Here is a 20,711-nt window from a genome sequence, read left to right on the forward strand (position 1 = left end):
CAAGATGTACGACAAATCAATAGTAACCGGATGGTTGATCCTGCTGCTCTTTTCACTGGCAGGATGTAACCATTCTACATCTGAAAAAACAACAAACATCATGATCAACTGGAATAAATTACCCGACCTGCCGGGCATGGCAGACACCGCATCACTGGGAGTATCGGCTCCGTTTACCGGCATAAGTAACGGAATGCTACTGGTAGCCGGTGGTTGCAACTTCCCCGACAAACCTGTCACGGAAGGCGGTGCAAAAAAATACTACAGCGACATATTCGCCCTCGACCTTTCCAATCCGGCCAGCGGATGGAAAAAAGCGGGCAATCTACCTTTTCCGGTAGCCTACGGTGCAGCAGTTACTACCCCCGAAGGTATTATCTGCATCGGAGGCAACAATAGCGACACCTTCTTCCCGGATGTATGCCTGCTATCCTGGAATACGACCGATGAAAAGGCGGAAATCAATACACTGCCATCTCTTCCGGCCCCCATGGACAATCTTTCTGCAACCTATACAGACCACACGGTGTATGTGGCCGGAGGAAACCAAAATACGCTTCCATGCAATAGTTTCCTCTCCATGGACTTAACAACAAAAAGCAATTGGGTAAACCTGCCCGACTTCCCGGGAGCCACCCGCGTCCAGCCTGTTTTAGCAGCCCAAAAGTCAGCAGACGGTGTACGTATCTATCTGGCCGGAGGTTTCCAGCCCATTCAGAACGATACGGAAGCGATCGTACCTCACGATATGCTCTCATACCATCCGGCAACAAAAACATGGAGAACGGAAACAGAACTACCCTCATTCAAAGATGGAAAGCATCGCACCTTCACCGGAGGTTGTGCCGTCTCTTATAGCGACAGTTCAATCCTGCTGATGGGTGGTGTCAACTACGACCGTTTCCTTACCGCCGTCAACCGCCCGAAGCTGATCGAGGCAGCCGAAGCCAAAGGAGACACGACTTTGGTCAATACGTTACAGGAGGAAGGCAAAGCCTATATGTATCATCCGGTGGAATGGTACAAATTCAACACGGCTTTGTTACAATACAACACGTTCACTAAAGAATGGACCGATCTGGGCGATTACGAACCATTAGCCCGTGCCGGAGCAGGAGCCATATTCAAAGGCGACAGCCTCATCATCGTCAACGGCGAATTAAAACCGGGTATCCGTACCCCGCAGGTCAACCTGGCCATCATAGAATAAACGTGTATTCTTGCCTTTCAACCGTTTTATATCATACCCAAACAACGCAAAATCCCCCAGACACGGATCATCGGGAAAGACTTCTTTCAAAGCTTCGGTTATCTCGATGGCTGTTTTTAAGGTGGCATTCTTTTGAGCAGTTAGTCCCAGTTCCAGGGATATCTGATGGACATGTGTATCTAAAGGAATGATCAGTTCATGGGGTCGTATCGATGTTTCCCAGATTCCGAAATCGACAATACCGTCTTTCCGGACCATCCAGCGAAGGAACATAGCCAGACGTTTACAGGCGGATGTACCGGTCAATACCGGAATACCTTCGATACCCGAAAAGACATCTTGTATCTTCGTAATCGGATTGGGGTACCGACTGGTAGCCAATGCATCTTCCAGCGATTCATGTTCTTCATAGATACTTTTCAACCGCTCGCACAATTGCCGGAGATGGGAGTAGGTGTAGAAACGGTAAAAAGTATCCCTTTTGCCCGGTTCCACCGCATTTCCCGGCAAGTCTTTATAACCTTCCTCCATGATCCAGCGGTACGGACTGACGCCCATCACCGCATGCAGTTCGTTTGCCTTCCGCAGGATCAGTTCCCGTCGTCCGTAAGAGATCCAGGAGGTGAGAAAAGCGGATATTTCTATGTCTTTTTTCTCGGTGTACCGGTGCGGGAACTGTACCGGATCATCCGGGATAAAGGTATCTACGTTATATTCTTTTGCCCAACGGCGAAGCTTTTCTTTTATCTGTTCATCCATCTGTTATTTCTTCTTCAGGAAATACTGACGCTGATCCTCCGGGTAATGCTCGATGGCATAGCGAAGTGCTGTGCGGGGGAGACGGGTAGCGTACTCTTCCAGAAAGGCGGTTAAAGTTTCCCGGTCTTTCTTTCCGACCTCTCGGAGCATCCAACCCACGGCCTTATGCATCAGGTCATGTTTATGCGACATCAGTTTTTCCGCCAATGCCAGCGTATCGGTATATTCACGGTTACGGATAAACGTCACCGTCGAAACCATCGCGATGCGTTGTTCCCACAGGCAATCGCTTTCCGCCAGTTCATACAACCGCGAACGGTCTTTATCCAGCAAGTAAAGCCCCACCAGATGCGGACAGGTGACATCCACCAGATCCCAGTTATTGATCCGGCGGGCATTACCGAGATAGAAATCGTACAGCTTCTTCCGGTCAGCTTCCGAAGCTTTTTTGAATTGCTCGACAGCGATCAAAAGGGCACAAAGGCGTGCTTCGTGATATTCGCTATCCATCAATTTCTGCAATTCCGCCAAAGGTGTTTGCTTGTTCGCCTTTGCGATGCTGCGGGTGAGGGGAGCAACCAGTCCGAGGAATACATCGCCTTCGGCATACTGTCCCGGCCCCGTTTTAAAGAAACGTTGCAGGAAAGCAGCCTTCTCCGGATTCGCCATCGAGAGAAGTTCGCTCAATACAAACTCCGCCGTCATGGACGCATGACACGTGATACAGGACGGTCGCCTTCCAAAAATCCGATGACGTTATTACAAACCGTACGGGCCATGACGATACGTACATCCAGTGTCTGCGTTCCGATATGCGGGGTCAATACGACATTATCCATTTCCAATAATTCCGGCAACGGATAATCGCCGAATTCAAATACATCCAGGCCGGCACCATGAATCGTTCCGTCCTGCAAAGCCTTCACCAGCGCCTGTTCATCTACCAGCGGACCACGGGCTGTATTGATCAGGATGGCAGACGGTTTCATTTGCTTCAACTCTTCTTCACCGATGATATGATAGGTGTCAGGGGTATAAGGAGCATTCAGGGAGACGAAGTCGGACTTAGCCAACAGCTCTTCCATAGAAGCATACATTACATTCAGTTTTGTTTCTTCATCCACATATAATTGGCGGCGGTTATGGTAGATCACTTCCATACCACAGGCGTTCGCACGTTTGGCAAGGGCCTTTCCGATGCGTCCCATACCGATAATACCCAATGTTTGTCCGGTAATATTCACACCCAGATTTTCGAGTACGCCTATTTTCATTTCCTTGCCTAAAGTGCGCAACTTACGGTCGCATTCGGTAATGCGGCGGGCGGTGTCGATCATCAGGCCGAGTGCCAGGTTGGCAGTAGGAGCGGTCACCGGGTCAGGGGTATTGGCTACCGTAATGCCTTTTTCCAGGCAGTAAGCCACATCGATATTATTGTAACCCACCGCATAGTTAGCTACCATCTTTAAATTCGGTGCATGGTCTACCAGTTCTTTGTTCACCGGAAAATCGAACATGGAGCACAATATATCATATTCCGGAATCATTTCGAACACTTCCTCATAAGTAAAATCTCTTCCGTCGGGAAATGTCACATCATACTTGCTTTCCAGTTCCGTGAAGCCTTCACGGAACATGTCGTAGGTTACTAATATCTTTGTCATAAGTCATTACGATTATTATTCGGACAAAAATACAAATCTATCGTTAATAAATTCCTATTTTTGTGAGCATAATATTAAAACAGTATGGTTCTAAACTACATTTGGATTGCTTTCTTTCTTATCGCATTCGTTGTCGCACTGGGTAAACTGATCTTTGCAGGCGATACAGTGGTATTCACCGATATCATTAATGCCACATTCGATTCAGCCAAAAGTGGATTTGAAATATCATTAGGGTTAACAGGTATCTTGTCGCTTTGGCTAGGCATTATGAAGATAGGTGAAAAGGGAGGGGTGATTCAGTCGTTTGCCCGGTTGGCTGCTCCGGTGTTCAGCAAGCTCTTTCCCGATATCCCCAAAGGCCATCCGGCAACAGGTTCTATCTTCATGAACTTCTCCGCCAACCTGCTGGGATTGGATAATGCAGCGACTCCGATGGGATTAAAAGCGATGCAACAGTTACAGGAATTCAATACGGACAAGGAATCGGCCAGCAACCCGATGATCATGTTTTTATGTATCAATGCTTCCGGACTGACACTGATCCCTATCACGATCATGATGTACAGGGCACAGTTGGGAGCCGCCAATCCATCGGATGTATTTCTGCCGATCATGCTGGCGACATTTACTTCCACACTGATAGCTATCCTGGCTGTTTGTATCAAACAGCGCATCAATATCCTTCAGAAAAACCTGCTGTTATTCTTCGGAGGTATGGCAGCTTTCATCGGAGGACTCGTTTGGTTATTCAACTCGCTGGAGCAGGAACAGGTATCGCTTTATTCGACTGTCTTCGCCAATACGTTGTTGTTTACCATTATCTGCGGATTCATCGTAAGTGGCGTACGCAAAAAGATCAATGTCTACGACACATTTATCGAAGGGGCCAAAGAGGGCTTCAAGACAGCCATAACAATCATTCCATACCTGATAGCGGTACTGGTAGCCATCGGCGTATTCCGTGCATCGGGTGCAATGGATTTTGTGATAGGAGGTATCCGGACAGGAGTAGAGGCAGTAGGGTTGAATGCCGATTTTGTCGGCGGGTTGCCAACCATACTGATGAAGCCGCTGAGTGGTAGCGGTGCCCGTGGCATGATGCTGGATGCGATGCGAACATATGGAGCCGATTCGTTTGTCGGACGCCTTTCGTCGATCGTACAGGGTTCTGCCGATACTACTTTTTATGTGGTGGCTCTTTATTATGGCAGCGTAGGAATCCGTAACACACGGTACACCGTACAATGTTCTTTACTGGCCGACCTGGCAGGAGCTATTGCAGCAATAGCACTCACTTATTTATTCTTTGCCCAGTAAATTCCGTATTATCAAAATGTCACTACTATACCGGGTAAATCGGATTACTAGTGCAGGTAATTGGAATTAGTATACCGGGTAATATTTTTTAACAAATCATTCTGATAAAGAAACAAGATTAATAATAGCATTATGGCAATATCATTTTACGCGGAAGACATCGAACTTCCGGCTATCAAAAAGAGGGCTGTCAGCAGCTGGATCAAAGCGGTGACAGAAACATACGGGAAAAAGACAGGGGATATCAGCTATATCTTTTGTTCCGACGAAAAGATCCTGGAGGTAAACCGCCAGTATCTGCAACACGATTATTACACCGATATCATCACATTCGATTACACCAGCGGCAACAAAATATCGGGCGACCTTTTTATCAGCCTGGATACAGTAAAAACAAATTCAGAAAAGTTCGAAACACCTTACAACGAAGAATTGCACCGCACAATCATCCACGGAATTCTTCATCTATGCGGCATCAACGACAAAGGTCCGGGGGAGAGGGAGATCATGGAAGAAAACGAAAATAAGGCTTTGGCTATTTTGCCGGAGGAATGCCGGGAGTGATTCATCATAAGAAGGGGGAAGATCTTTCAAAAAGATTATCTTTGTTGGAAATAAAGTAAACGACTGAAAGCATTAAACGATGAATGACTTTGAAGAATATATAAGACAAGGGGAACCTCTAAAACGAGAAAAGGGTTATGCTTGGCAAACCGCTATCGGCTTGCAGGCGGTAGACGATTTAAAGCCGTCTGAATACCTGATACAAACGGCACGTCAACATATTGAAGGTGATATAACTATCGAAGAAGCCAAACAGCTTATTGATAGTTACTATCAGTCAAAGACCGTTAGAGCTGATATCGAAGACAGAACGGAAGAAGCTGATAAGGTTTCAGCACGCATTACCGAGATATTATCAGAGAAGACGTTCACTTTTTCACCTGTTGAGTATATCAACATTCATCGCCGTCTATTCCAAGGTATCTACAAATTTGCAGGCAAGATCAGAGATTACAATATTACCAAAAAAGAATGGGTTCTAAAAGGCGAAACCGTACTTTATGCCAGTGCCGACAGCATACGCGAAACGCTTGATTATGATTTCATGCAGGAGAAGAATTTCAGCTATAAGGATTTGAACATCAACGATGCTATTACACATATCGCTAAATTTATATCCGGAGTTTGGCAAATTCATGCTTTCGGTGAGGGCAACACGCGTACAACAGCAGTGTTTACAATCAAATACCTGCGCACATTTGGCTTCGACATCAGCAATAACGCGTTTGCTAATCATTCATGGTATTTCCGTAATGCTTTGGTTCGTGCCAACTACAATAATTTGGGTAAAGGCATTTACGCCACCACCGAATATATCGAAGCATTCTTTAGAAACCTTATTTTTTCTGAGCATAACGAACTAAAGAACCGGACAATGCTTGTGCAAGAATCTTCTCTACTAGACATTCAAAGTGCAAACGCATCAAAAGAAGTCGCCCCAAAGTGCAATATTTGCACTTTGAATTGCACTTTAGAGGAAATTGCCGTACTAAATTTCTTGCGAGAACAGCCTAAAGCGACACAAAAAGAAATTGCTGCACATATAGGCAAATCCGAGAGAACAATCAAAACTATTACTGTTAATCTGACCGAAAAAGGCATCATTGAACGCAAAAACGGCAAAAGAAACGGCTTTTGGAAGATTATGGATGAGGATACTTACCTGGAGAATACCGAGAGTGATTCATAATAAGAAAGGAGGATAAAATATCTTTCCAAAACATTTTTCTTTTTTCTTACTATCTCTTTATCTATTTTTTCTACCTTTGTCAATAACTCCTCAGCAGAAAGCCCAAGGGCGGAGTTGGGGAGCGTGGTTTATTTATAAAGAAGACGTTTATTGGCGTTTGTCTTTCGTATTTCAAAACTTCGCAACTTTTGACTCCTCGAAATGACGGATAGCAACAAAGACGTCCTCCTGATATGTTTATACAAGCATCTATGTGTTTCTTACCCAAGAAATACACAGTTTGTAGTACATATCGGCGTGGGCTTTCTGCGTTGCTCGTTCTCGAGGAGTGGGCAATGCGAAGGCCTTGAAATACGGGACGAGCGAAGGTAAGATTCCCACGCCTTCTTGTATATAGACTTTGTTTTTACAGAAACTTAACCACCAAAGGGAGTCGGGTACAAGCTAGGAATTAACCATGATTCATATTGGACGGCTTATTGAGCATAAGCTTCATGACCAGGGACGTACAGTTACTTGGTTTGCAACACAATTGTGTTGTACCCGTCCGAATGTGTACAAAATATTTAGCAAAGAAAGTATCGATACATACCAACTTTGGCGCATCTCCAACATTTTAGGATACAATTTCTTTCAGGATCTTTCCGAAGCTATAAAAACAGATCTAATTACTTCTTAAATCACCATCGTGTGTTCATATAGGAAACATAAATGTAAACTATTTGGAACCACTCATTTACCTATTCACACCTCTATTTATCCATATCTTTGCGTTACAAAAAATTAATTTAAAAATACTGCAATTACAGGTTTATCTAATAATGTATTTGTGGCTGAATATTCGTATAAAATAACTGAGTTTGTAAACAAAAACGGGTAAATGATGAAAGTAAAATTCTTATTATCAACATTATTCTTCTGCACAGTCCTGTCCGTGACAGCTCAAACCGTAACAGACAGGATTCATGTCGGAGTAAAAGGAGGAATAAATATGTCACGTGCCGACTATTCGTCACTGAAAAATCGTAGTCCTAAATTTATGCCGAACGCCCTAGGCGGTATTTTCATTGAATTTGAGTTTGGCGAAAACCACCTATTCTCTATCAGGCCGGAAGTCAATTTCTTAGGGAGAGGTACGAAGATCAGCGAAAATGACCTCAATTACAAGTTGAATGCCAAATACACAGATGTTCGTCTTCCTCTCATTTTCAATTTCGGCAATCCCGACAAAATTCGTCCGTATATATATGTTGCTCCTATTGCAGGATTTGTACGGGGAGGTAAGATAAGCCTAAAAGATGCAACTGGCAGCTATAAGATAAATGTCGCAAGCGCCAACATGGCTGATACTTATTTTGCAGGAGCACTGGGCATAGGCTTCAAACTTCCGATTTATTTATCAGAAAATAAACGAATGCACTTTTCACTGGAGGCGAATTACCAAATGTGCTTCACCGATACCTATGGCAAAATGGAAAAAGACGGGGACGCCTTTGCTGTAAACCGTCCAGCTTATTATCTGAGGGGAGAGCGTAAACTGCATGGATTTGAAGTGGCAGCCACCCTTTCTTTACCGCTGAGTATATTTAAACGTGCCCCGAAGAAAAAAGCCGAGCCTGTTTATATTCCACAACCAATCCAGATTGTACAAGACACTCCTGTAGTCAGGGAAGAAGTGAAGCCATGTTACTCTTTAGAAGAAATCCTCGACTTGATAGCAAAAAATAAATCCGTAGTAGGCAAGACTATTTGCGCAATCGATATGGTACACTTTGAGTTTGATAAAAGTGTAATAAAGGAAAATTCGTATCCTTACTTGAACAAAATAACTGACCTGATAAAAAAGACCTCCATGCACATAACAATCAAAGGACATACGGACGGTATCGGTAAAGCCGATTACAACATGGAGTTGTCTAAAAAACGGGCTCAATCCGTTTACAATTACCTGGTAGGAAAAGGAGTCGACCCATCCTGTTTAAAATATGAATATTACGGCCTGACACGCCCTATCGCTCCGAATGCAACGGAAGAGGGACGCTTGATGAATCGCCGTGTAGAATTTGAGATCACAGAATAAACCCAATAGAAGAATATAAATCATGAGAACTATCTATACAAAAATAACATTCTTATTACTGGTGATATTGGCATGCGCCTGTAATAAAGACGAAGATACGACAATCGTTCTTGAAGACGGTCAACCGAAAGCGGCCACTTTAATAGTAGGAAAATGGAAACCGTCTAAAAAACAACTTCTAGATAAACTGACGGGGAAGGTCATAAAGGATGAACCGTTGAATGAAGAAGAATCGTCCTTTTGGGAATTTTTCGAAGACGGTACATTCGGAAAAACCGAAAGTACGGAAGATCGTTTCAACTGGAATGTAGACGAAGATGATTATACGGTCAGTTTCGAAGGTAAGAAATGGTCGATAGGTGCATTGACGAAGGCAAAAATGATACTTTACCTATTAGGCAAACAAGGTAACGAAGAGGAAGATAAAAACAATTTGCTTGCTTATTTCTTCGACCGATTCGGAGAATATGAAGAGGAAGACGAGAATACAGAAGAACCGGTATCCGGTTCAAAAATAGCAAAAATCACAGCGACAACAACGTATTTACATTCTTCCAATAAAAAAACAGAGACCTATACATTCGCTTATGACAAGAAAGGACGCATTGGTGAATATTCAGTTGGAGTAACCCAGGCACCTTTTATATACAGTTATGAACAGGACATGGTTTCCGTCAACGGTTCCGAATCATATCGGGGATTACTGAATAATAAAGATCATATTGAGACGTTACAGTATCTCGATACAGACAGAAAAACTGCTGCCACTGCTTCTTATAACGGTCTGGGGTATTTAATTACCATCAACAATACGAGCCTGAAATACGACAAGGAAAATAATCTATTGACAGTCGGATATTTTGAATATAAATACACGAAAGAGAAAAACGATTCTAATCTCGATCTGAATTGTTTTATATCGAATTGCAGTACGGTTTATGAATATGATTACAGCCATTATTCCTTATTTGCTCCTTTTGGTTTTTACGGAAAATACTCTACAAACATGATTGCCGAAGAGCATGGACATAACTGGGACTATTATTCTGTCTACAATTATGAACGGGATAAAGAAGGCCGTATCATTAAAATCGTTCGTAAAGCCATCAACAATTTCAATCACGACGAAACACTCAACACTACAACATTCGATATTATTTATCAAGATTAAATACAAAAGAATATGAAAAACTTAAATTCCCTGCGATTACTGAGTTTATTAATATGTGTGGTAATAGGACTATCGGGCTGCTCTGATGATGAGAAAGAGGAAGGTCCCGAGCTACCAATAATAGAACAGAGTTTGGTTGGGACCTGGGAATTGATGCACTATGAAGGCTGGAATCAATACGAGGATGAACGGGAAACTTTCTCCGAAGATGATAATACATATCGTATTCAGTTTAAAAACAATGGGACAGCACAATCATGGACATACGAGAATCATTGGATCGAAGATGATTTCACCATTACAGACTGGTATATAAAAGACGATGTTTTATATACACACGATTCGGAAGGAGATGACGAAATAGCGACAATAGTTAAACTTACCGAATCTCACCTGATCGTTGAAAGTTATTCCGAAGACAGGACACAATATTATAAAGAGACTTATAGACGACTTGATTAAATACAAAATTGAAATCGTATGAAAAAACAAATTCTAATCGCCCTGCTAGCACTCGGATGTACGAGCGGAGCATACGCTCAAAGAGACAAGGTAAAGATACAGGACACTCAAGCACGTTTGCTGGATGTAACTTCCAATGCTTATGTGAAACCGTTGACTGTAGAGCTGAAAATTGATAAGTCTAAAGGGCGTATCAGAGATGAATGGACACTGACCAGGGAACAGGCAGAAGCCGAAATGAAAGGGGATATCGTAAATATCCGCAGTTATGCAGTTTACATGTCTTCACAAAAACATAATGCCGATGTTATCGTTGCTGCTACGTTCAATTTCAGAACAAATGATGAGGGGACAGGATATCTGATCACTGTTGTGGGTTATCCGGCAACCTTCGAGAATTGGAAAACGGCCGATACTACCGATTATGAATGGATTCGAATGGAAAAAACACTAACCACTGCCGACCGGGAGAAGATTTCGGCTGTGGTGAAATAAACAAATATATCAGTAGTATTAATTAAAAAACGATTACACGATGAAAAAGATTTTACTTCTATTCGTTATGGGACTTTTCGTATGCTCAGGCATACATGCACAAATTGTTTCATCCCGCAGTGTCGGAATCGAATCAACCCCTCAACGTCCGTCAGAAACCATATGGTACTTACGCGGAGGTCTTAATATGGCAGGATTTGCCGGCGACGGGGCCGAAGATATGGACAGGAAAGCTGCTTACAATTTTGCAGTAGGATTCCAAAAACCCATATCAACTATCGGAGCCTATTGGGGAATGGATTTCGGCCTGGGTTCACGGGGGTGGAAAGTCGAAGAATTAAAAATGATGACCAACAATATTCAAGTATCTCCGTTTACATTCGGTTGGAAATACGGAATAACAGATAACTTCTACATCGACGGACATGTTGGGGCATTCGTTAGTTTCGATTATCTCGGTAAAATGAAATACGATGGTGAAAGCATAAGCATGGGAGACTGGGAAGATGATCTTGGACTAGAATGGAACCGATTTGATGCTGGTATGAATATCGGTTTCGGTATATGGTACGATCGCCTGAATCTGGACTTCACATTCCAACGCGGATTTGTAGAAGCTGCAACCGATAGCAAAGCATATACCAGCAATATTATGCTACGATTAGGGGTTGCATTTTAACTGTTTTCAAAAAAACGTCCATGTCTCCAATGCCGGAAACGTGGACGTTTCTTGTCCAATTAAAAATATAAAAACATATGCTACGAGTTTCAATCTTATTCCTATTCCTGTTCCGCATATTTACGCTGGCATCCCAGACATTTGTGGAAACCGGGAACATGTATCCGTTAAGTGTAGACGGGAATAAATATGTTGTCAGTGGGTTCACAACCTTTGAAAACCTGAAAGATGATGAAATATATGCAAACGCCTTATTATGGACAGTTGAAAATATCTGTCCTAAACAACAGGAAGGAATCACCAAAAGAGACATTAAAGACAAGAGTTTCAGTTGCGACCTCATATTAGGATCACTGGCTGACTCTGGATTGGACAATGCATATTATTGCCGGGCTATTTTCCGGGTGGCAGACAAAAAACTGGTTTATTATCTTTCAGATGTATTGATAGAATCAGCTGCCTTCGTAATGAAAAAAGTAACGCCACTTGAAAAACTAACCCCGGAAAAGAAAACATCACACAAACAGATAATGGACGATTTTGTAGGAGTAGAGTCTTCCATACTCAACAAAATGTTTGACTTCATAACGAATAACAAACTACCGGAGATCACTCACTGGAATGAAATCAGCATCCGCAAACCCGTGAAAGGCATGAATGAAGACGAATGCAGGCTGGCTTTCGGCAAACCGCAAACGATTCTAGAAACCAACAGTGAAGTCCAATGGATGTATAACAGTTCCTTTTATTTATTCTTCAAGAACGGACAGGTTCAGACTATCATAAAATAGATCATATCAGTTAGATATATACCCGGAAGATATTCGGATATAACATTTACGACAAAGAATGAAAACAAGCCTATTATTGTTTCTCCTTCTCTTTGTTCCTGGTGTTCTATGCGCCAATGGAAGAGAAGATAAAGATACTATCTCAAACACTTATTGCGACAAAACGATACAATTCCGGGCACAACAACTTATACTTCCGGCATCTCTTATACTGGTGGGATCATGGGGTGTTTGTAACGGTTTCCTGCAATCGGTCAACCACTCAGTAAAAGACCAGATGACCGACCTGCGAAAGAATCGTTTCTTTCATGCAGACGATTACATACAATACCTGCCAGTTATATCTTATGCTGGTCTAGGCTTGATTGGCATAAAATCCAAACATTCATTCAAAGAAAGACTGATCATTACAGCCACATCTTATCTCGCAATGGGGATAATGGTAAACGGAACAAAACTAGCCATAGACGAGAAACGACCGGATTCCTCTGCTGAAAATTCTTTTCCTTCGGGACATACCGCCACCGCCTTTATGGGTGCCGAATTGGTCTGTATAGAATACGGCCCGGGCTATGGAATCAGTGCGTATCTTATAGCCAGTAGTGTAGCTGTTTTACGTCTTTACAACAACAGACACTGGCTGAACGATATCATAGCAGGGGCAGGTATAGGTATTCTGAGTGCCCGTGTAGGTTACTGGCTCTTACCCGTCAATAAAAGGCTATTCGGATTAAATAAAAAAAGATCAGCAATGATAATAACATCTCCTTTTTATGATCACGAAAACCAGGCATTCGGAGGTGCTTTATCCATACGGTTTTAATCTAAAAACGCCATCCGATATTACCCCCTCCCATTATGCCCTCCCCTTAAACAAGCAAAAACTACCGGAAACACATTCTGAGAAAATCTCTGTCTCAAAGAGAGTAATATTCAACGAACATTTAAAATCAGAAACATTTACAGATTCTAATCCAAATCTACCATTCACTCATTTTTCAACTGATCAGAATTCTTTCTCTCTACATTTGGTCTGTAATCTAATTTTTCATCTTAAATTTACAGATATGAAAGTAAGGCTCTTATTTTTATTCGTATGTCTGGCATGGAACGGATGGGCGGAATCATTCACTCCTTACAGTCGCGATTCTCTTAAAAAAGGGGATTGGTTCACTTTTGAGTGTGTTCATTATTATCCTTATGTGGCACCGGGAATCCAGGAAGAGATTCCCTGGAGAGCAGAGAATATCCGGAGGGTCATTGTCCGGGCAACAGTGACAGATAGAACAGATAAATCCATTTCTATGGACTATACGCTGGATAACCTGTATGATTGTCACAATGATAAAGAGAAACAGGGATTTTATTATTTCGACAATCGTTACCAGCAGGATTTCGGTTTTAAAGACAACGCCTCAGACAAACAGATTTTGCATGTCACATACGATCGGAAAAGTGGAAAAGCACTCACATTCGACAGAACGAACTCACTCTACTCCTATTCGAAAACGTATATTCCTTTCGGAGTAAGACAAGAGGGATTATCTGCCAATGCGGATGTATCTGTCCAGGATTCTTTAAATCTGGACAAGCTTGTCACCTCGACAGCCAACGATCTTCTGACCAGATGGAGTGAGGGTCTACCTAACTTTCCGACACCGAATACACGAATTATCGAAGCCTCCTTCCCTATTCCCCCGAATACGGAATTTACCTGCTGCAATTTAGATCTCGACACATCCGGAGACTCAACCGTTCATAAAAAAATATTTATCCCCTACCCGACAGAATACAAAGTCGGAGCACAAAAAACGCTACTACTAACTCCCGGAGATTCCATTGTTCAGGACAAAAAACTATATATAGATACACATCGCATCCGTTACGAAGGACGAGGAAACGAGCAAAACAACTTCCAATACAGCTATCGAAGGTTTGCCAACCTCTATGAGTCTGACATATTTGTTTTCAACCTCAGACAACCCGACGAGCTGGAAAAAGCCTTCCAGTCCCGTAATGCTCTTTTTCAAACTGTCTTAGAGAAAGATTTTGGAAAGATGGATCCCTATTGGCGAAAGGTATTCGAACGCTCGGAACAGTATCTCAAAGGAGCTATTATCCTACAACGCTATATGTATTACACCGACAAAGAGGCCTGGCATAAAAGCGGTTTGCTCAGCTGGCAAGCCCCCCACTTTGCATCGGTCAATCCACTTATCGATTATGCATACAACCTAAAAAAACCGGATGCTGCAAATTATGACTATTTTCTGTATGAGTATACTATCTATAAAAAACAGGAACTCAAGTCGGATAATCTACGTCTGAACAAGCAAAAAGAATTAACCCCACAGGAAGACTATCTATTAACGAAACAAATCCTTTCAGGTTATCCTAAATATCAAGTAAACAAAATTAATCTAAAGGCTTTAATGGGTGAAAAAATGCTATCCGAATTAGATGCGGATTATAAGGATTTTATCAGCTCCTGCCCGGATACCAGTCTGACAAACGATCTAAAAAATACATACAACAAGCTGTTACCTTTCGAAGCCGGAAAGAATATTAAAGAAACCGGTCTGATTATAGCTGACAGCCTGCACCTGGCGAAAGGAAACGACCGGAAATACATCCTGTTACAACTATTGCCATGGGATGGTCTTCCCGCCAATAATCTCCAAAACGCACTCGACTTGAAACAGCGTATTGAAGCGGAAGGACTAACTTCGACCATACAACTCGAACTATACTCAAATTTCTCCTCTCATAATGCTGAGAAGGTAAAGCCATACAAAGCTATACCCAGCCAGCAAGCACAAGATTTAAAGTCTAAGGGTATCTACCCACTCACCATTCTGATGCGCGAAGACGGAACTATTCTCTATCGGAGACTCTGGGATTTTGACATAGACACAATCATCGATTTAGTAAAAAAAGACCTGAGCAGAGAAGATAAATCCTTCAACGATTTCATAAAAGGATTCAAAGAAGGCGTTATAGGTGCGCTTTTACTCGCTGCGATCATCGGTCTTATTTACTATTTCCGGACCAAAAGCAAACAGAAGCAGGAGCTTAACCGCCGTCGTATCCGTGAACTCGAACTCCGTGCGATCCGTTCGCAGATGAACCCGCATTTCATCTTTAATGCACTCAGCTCGATCCAGAATCTGATCAACCGCTCCGCCAATCAGGAGGCGAATAAATATCTGATCGACTTCTCCCGTTTACTGCGGAAGGTATTGGCTACGTCCGAAAAGAAGCTTGTTCCCCTCTCCGACGAGATCGAACAGCTACAGTTATATTTGAAACTCGAACAACTACGTTTCCCCTTCTCCTACTCCCTGACAGTAGACGAAAACATCCAGCCGGATACGATCGAGATACCGGGAATGCTGATACAACCTTTCGTTGAAAATGCAGTTAAACACGGAATCGCCCCGCGAGGTACCGGAGAGATCACAATTCGATTATCTTTGCAAAACCAGTTGTTGATAATCGACATTACCGACGATGGTCCCGGACTGAAAACAGAAGAGAACGGAGGTTTCGGTATCCGTGCCGTCACCAACGAGTTCGAAATATTAAAGACTTTGTACAACACGGAAATAGGTGTTACAATCGAAAATAGGCAGGAAAAAGAAGCTGTCTCCGGTTGCCATGTCCGGTTATCCATTCCTTTATAACGCAAAATATGAACACAAAAATAACCGCAACAATTGTAGATGACGAGCAGGGTAACCGGGAGAACCTGCTCCGTATGATCGGGACCTATTGCCCGCAGATCAGTATATCGGCCATCTGCAGTTCCGTTACGGAAGCTCTTACCGTCCTGCCCGAAGCAAAACCGGATATCCTCTTTTTGGATATCCGGCTGGGTGACGATACCGGTTTTTCCCTTCTGGAAAGTCTTCCTGATATTCCCTTTGAGGTGATCTTTGTAACCGCCTACGACAGCTATGCGATCCAGGCAATCCGTTTCAGTGCACTCGACTATCTATTGAAACCGATCGACCCGGAGGAGCTGACACATGCCGTAGATAAAGCCGTCCAGGTAGTATTGCGGAAACAGGAAAACAAACGGATGCAAAACCTCCTCCAGAACACACGGGCGATAGACAAACAAAAGAAAATAGCACTGTCTGTCGCCGATAAAATAGAGTTTGTAGAGATCGGCTCCATCATCCGTTGCGAATCGGAGAGCAACTATACGACTTTCTATCTAAAGACAGGTGAGAAGCTGGTTGTCTCCAAAACATTAAAAGAATTCGACGAGCTATTAACTCCCTATCATTTCCTGCGCGTACACCAATCGCACTTGATCAACCTGGATGAGATCAAAAGCTTCATCAAAAGCGACGGAGGATATATCCGCATGAAAGACAGATCGTCCATCCCTATCTCCCGGCAACGGCGGAACTATGTGATGGAGGTTTTAAAGGAATTATGACCGAAACCTTTAACGAAACAAAGCATAAGCAAAATATCCTTTGGGATGATGACTAAAAGGCGGAGTATGACTATCTTTGCAGAAGAAACAAAGATAATTACGACAATGACTTTCAATTACGATGTGATCGTGGTAGGTGCCGGTCATGCAGGCTGTGAAGCCGCAGCAGCTGCCGCCAACCTGGGTTCAAAAACGCTTCTTATCACAATGGACATGAACAAGATTGCACAGATGAGTTGCAATCCGGCCGTAGGCGGTATCGCCAAAGGACAGATCGTTCGTGAGATTGACGCATTGGGAGGGTATATGGGTATTGTTACAGACCGTACCGCTATTCAGTTCCGTATGTTGAACCGAAGCAAAGGACCAGCCATGTGGAGCCCGCGTGCCCAAAGCGACCGTGCCCGCTTCATCGACTGCTGGCGGGGGATCGTGGAAAACCTTCCGAATCTATATATCTGGCAGGATACCGTTCAGGAGCTATTACTTGACGGGAATACCGTTTGTGGCGTTAAGACCAATATGAACGTTGAATTTCGTGCCAAAAGCGTGGTTCTAACCAACGGTACATTTCTAAACGGATTGATGCATATAGGACGCACGCAATTACGCGGCGGACGCATCTCCGAACCGGCAGCCACAGGACTCACAGAACAGTTGGTAGCCGTAGGCATTAGATCCGAACGGATGAAGACAGGAACACCCGTCCGCATCGACGGCCGCAGCATACATTTCGATGAAATGGGGGAACAACCGGGAGAGAATGACTTCCACAAATTCTCATACCTCGATTTCCAGCCACGCCCGTTAAAGCAACTTAGCTGCTGGACAACATTCACCAATGAAGCTTGTCATGAAATCCTTCGCGAAGGCCTCCCCGACTCTCCTCTGTACAATGGACAGATCCAGAGCATCGGCCCGCGCTACTGTCCGAGTATCGAAACAAAGATCGTCACCTTCGCAGATAAAACACAACACCAGCTGTTTCTGGAACCGGAAGGAGAAACGACACAGGAATATTACCTGAACGGTTTCTCCTCCTCTCTCCCATTAGACATTCAGCTGCGTGCATTACAAGCCATCCCTGCATTCAGGGATATTCAAATTTACCGCCCGGGGTATGCGATCGAATACGATTTCTTCGATCCGACACAGCTACATCATAACTTGGAAACAAAACAGATCAGAAACCTGTTCTTTGCAGGACAGATCAACGGTACTACCGGCTATGAAGAAGCAGGCGGCCAGGGACTGATTGCAGGTATCAATGCACATATAAACTGCCACGGTGGCGAACCATTCGTATTAGGCCGCGATGAAGCCTATATAGGAGTACTTATCGACGACCTGGTAACAAAAGGTGTAGACGAGCCTTACCGGATGTTTACCTCCCGTGCCGAATACCGCATCCTGCTCCGACAAGACGATGCAGATATGCGTCTGACAGAAAAAGCATACAAAATAGGTTTAGCGAAACAAGACCGTTACGACCTGCTCAAAGAGAAAAAGGGACACAGGGATGCTATTATCTCCTTTGCAGAAAACTATTCTGTGAAGCCGCAATATATAAACGACGGATTAGAGAAACTAGGTACTACCCCACTCGCTCACGGTTGCAAACTGATCGACTTGATCCTTCGTCCGCAACTCACGATGGAAAGTATTGCCACCCTCGTTCCGGCACTCCGCACAGAACTGGACAAGGTTCCCGTTTCACGTAAAGAAGAGATTATCGAAGCGGCAGAAATCCTGATCAAGTACAGCGGGTACATCCGACGCGAGCAGATCATAGCAGATAAGATAAATCGTTTGGAGAATATCCACATCAAAGGCAAATTCGATTACAATTCGATCCAGTCTTTATCGACCGAAGCACGGCAAAAGCTAACCAAGATAGATCCGGATACAATTGCCCAGGCAAGTCGTATCCCTGGTATCTCTCCAAGCGATATAAACATCCTGTTGGTATTACTCGGAAGATAAAACGCGAATTGTTCCACGTGAAACATTTGCTTTAGATAAAAGGAGGTAAAACACTGGGAATAGGCCAGAAACAATTAAACAAGATGAGTTCAGAAACCGACAAACATATAAAAATGATCCTTTCTATCCTGCCGGACAAACCTGGATGTTACCAGTACTTTGACGACAAGGGTACGATCATTTATGTAGGCAAGGCTAAGAACCTGAAGCGCCGCGTATCCTCCTATTTCAACAAGGAACACGACAGCAATAAGACACGAGTATTGGTAAAGCAAATCCGCGACATCAAATACATCGTAGTAGATACGGAAGAGGATGCTTTATTACTCGAAAATAATCTGATCAAGCAATATCGTCCGCGGTATAACGTAATGCTGAAAGACGACAAAACGTATCCGTCTATCGTGGTAAAAAACGAATACTTTCCGCGCATATTTCAAACCCGAAATATAGTGCGCGACGGTTCGCAGTATTACGGCCCCTATCCTTCCGTATATACGGCAAAAGTCATGCTTCAAATGTTGAAAGAACTTTATCCGTTACGCACCTGCAAATATCCGCTTACACCGGAATCGATTGCCGAAGGGAAATACAGCGTTTGCCTGGAGTATCATATAAAGCGCTGCAAAGGCCCCTGCGTAGGATTGCAGACACTGGAAGAATATCGTCAGAATATATCCGAAATAAAAGAGATCCTGCGCGGGAATATCTCCCAGATAAGCAAACATCTTTATGAGGAAATGCAAACGCTTGCCAGAGAATTGAAGTTCGAAGAAGCTCAAAAGATTAAAGAGAAATACGACGTAATAGAGAACTACCGGGCAAAATCGACCGTGGTAACTCCCATGTTACACAATATAGATGTTTTCTCTATCGCCGAAAACGAACGTTCAGCTTATATCAACTTCATGCATATAGGAAACGGAGCAATCGTGCAGGCCTACACTTTCGAGTATAAAAAACGGCTGGATGAAACAAAAGAAGAACTGCTCAGCCTGGGTATTATTGAAATGCGCGAACGTTTTAAAAGTACAGCCCGGGAGATCATCGTTCCTTTCGATCCGGATATGGAACTGGGCAATGTCAGCTTTACTGTTCCACAGCGTGGCGATAAAAAGAAGCTACTGGAACTTTCAGAAATGAATGTAAAACAATTCAAAGTAGACCGCCTGAAACAAGCGGAAAAACTGAATCCGGAACAACGCAGCACACGCATATTGAAAGAGGTACAGGACGCTTTACATTTACCCAAGCTGCCAATACATATCGAATGTTTCGACAACTCGAATATACAGGGTAGCGATGCCGTTGCAGCCTGTGTTGTCTTTAAAATGGCGAAACCATCGAAGAAAGACTACCGCAAATACATTATTAAAACCGTAGTAGGCCCCGATGATTACGCCTCCATGAAAGAAGTAGTCCGTCGCCGTTATCAGCGGGCTATCAACGAAGGATCTCCCCTGCCCGACCTGATCCTTACCGACGGGGGAAAAGGGCAAATGGAGGTGGTTCGTGAAGTCATACAGGACGAGCTTCATCTGGATATCCCCATAGCCGGATTAGCGAAAGACGGCAAGCATCGTACATCGGAACTGCTCTTCGGCTTTCCACCGGTCACAGTCGGCATGCAGATACAAAGCCAGATGTTCCGGTTCTTCACACAGATACAGGACGAGGTACACCGCTTCGCCATCACCTTCCACAAGGATAAGCGCAGTAAAAGCCAGACTCGCTCGGAACTGGACAGCATCAAAGGAATCGGTGAAAAGACGAAAGTATTGCTTTTACGCCATTATAAAAGCGTAAAAAGAATACGTGAAGCAAGCTTTGAAGATTTAAAAGAATTAATCGGAGAAGCCAAAACAAAAGCATTAATAAATGGTTTAAAGTAAACATA

19 protein-coding genes are annotated in these 20,711 nt (G+C 43.5%); 16 read left to right on the plus strand and 3 right to left on the minus strand.

Annotated elements, in window-relative coordinates; all coding sequences use genetic code 11:
- Positions 1-4 precede the first annotated feature (4 nt).
- The gene (locus M1P97_RS17515) at positions 5-1,210 is read left to right on the plus strand and encodes a cyclically-permuted mutarotase family protein (protein ID WP_249389732.1); all 1,206 of its coding nucleotides are present in this window, start codon (positions 5-7) and stop codon (positions 1,208-1,210) included.
- Here M1P97_RS17515 and M1P97_RS17520 read toward each other — a convergent pair.
- The 3 genes from M1P97_RS17520 to M1P97_RS17530 are packed head-to-tail and all read right to left on the minus strand — an operon-like array spanning position 1,160 to position 3,633.
- Positions 1,160-1,969, minus strand: coding sequence for a TIGR02757 family protein (locus M1P97_RS17520; protein ID WP_249389733.1), 810 nt, complete (start codon positions 1,967-1,969; stop codon positions 1,160-1,162). The two genes, M1P97_RS17515 and M1P97_RS17520, sit on opposite strands and share 51 nt — an antisense overlap.
- A 3-nt stretch (positions 1,970-1,972) precedes the next feature.
- On the minus strand, positions 1,973-2,674 hold the full coding sequence (locus tag M1P97_RS17525) for a DNA alkylation repair protein (RefSeq protein WP_249389734.1): 702 nt from the start codon (positions 2,672-2,674) through the stop codon (positions 1,973-1,975).
- Positions 2,671-3,633 (minus strand): 2-hydroxyacid dehydrogenase family protein, encoded by a 963-nt coding sequence (locus tag M1P97_RS17530; RefSeq protein ID WP_249389735.1) that lies wholly within the window; start codon positions 3,631-3,633, stop codon positions 2,671-2,673. Before M1P97_RS17530 ends, M1P97_RS17525 begins: the two co-directional genes overlap by 4 nt.
- Positions 3,634-3,717: 84 nt before the next feature.
- Here M1P97_RS17530 and M1P97_RS17535 point away from each other — a divergent pair, with 84 nt between their 5' ends.
- The 15 genes from M1P97_RS17535 (at position 3,718) to uvrC (ending at position 20,706) form a co-directional block, all read left to right on the plus strand.
- Positions 3,718-4,953 carry a nucleoside recognition domain-containing protein gene (locus tag M1P97_RS17535; RefSeq protein WP_249389736.1) on the plus strand — a complete coding sequence of 412 codons (1,236 nt, stop codon included), beginning with the start codon at positions 3,718-3,720 and terminating at the stop codon, positions 4,951-4,953.
- A gap of 132 nt (positions 4,954-5,085) precedes the next feature.
- Positions 5,086-5,517, plus strand: coding sequence for an rRNA maturation RNase YbeY (gene ybeY, locus M1P97_RS17540; RefSeq protein ID WP_249389737.1), 432 nt, complete (start codon positions 5,086-5,088; stop codon positions 5,515-5,517).
- A gap of 79 nt (positions 5,518-5,596) precedes the next feature.
- Positions 5,597-6,706: a Fic family protein gene (locus M1P97_RS17545; protein ID WP_249389738.1), complete on the plus strand. Its 1,110-nt coding sequence runs from the start codon at positions 5,597-5,599 to the stop codon at positions 6,704-6,706.
- Positions 6,707-7,163: 457 nt separating this feature from the next.
- Positions 7,164-7,385, plus strand: a complete 222-nt coding sequence (locus M1P97_RS17550; RefSeq protein ID WP_249389739.1) for a hypothetical protein — start codon at positions 7,164-7,166, stop codon at positions 7,383-7,385.
- Positions 7,386-7,586: 201 nt separating this feature from the next.
- Positions 7,587-8,786: an OmpA family protein gene (locus M1P97_RS17555; RefSeq protein WP_249389740.1), complete on the plus strand. Its 1,200-nt coding sequence runs from the start codon at positions 7,587-7,589 to the stop codon at positions 8,784-8,786.
- A 22-nt stretch (positions 8,787-8,808) separates the two neighbouring features.
- Positions 8,809-9,957 (plus strand): hypothetical protein, encoded by a 1,149-nt coding sequence (locus M1P97_RS17560; protein ID WP_249389741.1) that lies wholly within the window; start codon positions 8,809-8,811, stop codon positions 9,955-9,957.
- A 12-nt stretch (positions 9,958-9,969) separates the two neighbouring features.
- Positions 9,970-10,419, plus strand: coding sequence for a lipocalin-like domain-containing protein (locus M1P97_RS17565; RefSeq protein WP_249389742.1), 450 nt, complete (start codon positions 9,970-9,972; stop codon positions 10,417-10,419).
- Positions 10,420-10,437: 18 nt separating this feature from the next.
- Positions 10,438-10,914 carry a hypothetical protein gene (locus M1P97_RS17570; protein ID WP_249389743.1) on the plus strand — a complete coding sequence of 159 codons (477 nt, stop codon included), beginning with the start codon at positions 10,438-10,440 and terminating at the stop codon, positions 10,912-10,914.
- Positions 10,915-10,954: 40 nt separating this feature from the next.
- Positions 10,955-11,593 (plus strand): outer membrane beta-barrel protein, encoded by a 639-nt coding sequence (locus M1P97_RS17575; protein ID WP_249389744.1) that lies wholly within the window; start codon positions 10,955-10,957, stop codon positions 11,591-11,593.
- 77 nt (positions 11,594-11,670) lie between these two features.
- Positions 11,671-12,384 (plus strand): hypothetical protein, encoded by a 714-nt coding sequence (locus tag M1P97_RS17580; protein WP_249389745.1) that lies wholly within the window; start codon positions 11,671-11,673, stop codon positions 12,382-12,384.
- Between the two features lie 58 nt (positions 12,385-12,442).
- On the plus strand, positions 12,443-13,207 hold the full coding sequence (locus tag M1P97_RS17585; protein WP_249389746.1) for a phosphatase PAP2 family protein: 765 nt from the start codon (positions 12,443-12,445) through the stop codon (positions 13,205-13,207).
- Positions 13,208-13,451: 244 nt separating this feature from the next.
- A complete protein-coding gene (locus tag M1P97_RS17590) occupies positions 13,452-16,067 on the plus strand; it encodes a sensor histidine kinase (RefSeq protein ID WP_249389747.1) in 2,616 nt (871 codons plus the stop codon).
- A gap of 8 nt (positions 16,068-16,075) precedes the next feature.
- On the plus strand, positions 16,076-16,831 hold the full coding sequence (locus M1P97_RS17595) for a LytR/AlgR family response regulator transcription factor (protein WP_195370578.1): 756 nt from the start codon (positions 16,076-16,078) through the stop codon (positions 16,829-16,831).
- Positions 16,832-16,936: 105 nt separating this feature from the next.
- Positions 16,937-18,814, plus strand: a complete 1,878-nt coding sequence (gene mnmG / locus M1P97_RS17600) for a tRNA uridine-5-carboxymethylaminomethyl(34) synthesis enzyme MnmG (protein WP_249389799.1) — start codon at positions 16,937-16,939, stop codon at positions 18,812-18,814.
- 83 nt (positions 18,815-18,897) lie between these two features.
- Positions 18,898-20,706 (plus strand): excinuclease ABC subunit UvrC, encoded by a 1,809-nt coding sequence (gene uvrC / locus M1P97_RS17605; protein WP_249389748.1) that lies wholly within the window; start codon positions 18,898-18,900, stop codon positions 20,704-20,706.
- The last annotated feature ends 5 nt before the right edge of the window (positions 20,707-20,711 follow it).

It is taken from the genome of Parabacteroides leei, assembly GCF_023369805.1.
GTDB lineage: Bacteria > Bacteroidota > Bacteroidia > Bacteroidales > Tannerellaceae > Parabacteroides > Parabacteroides leei.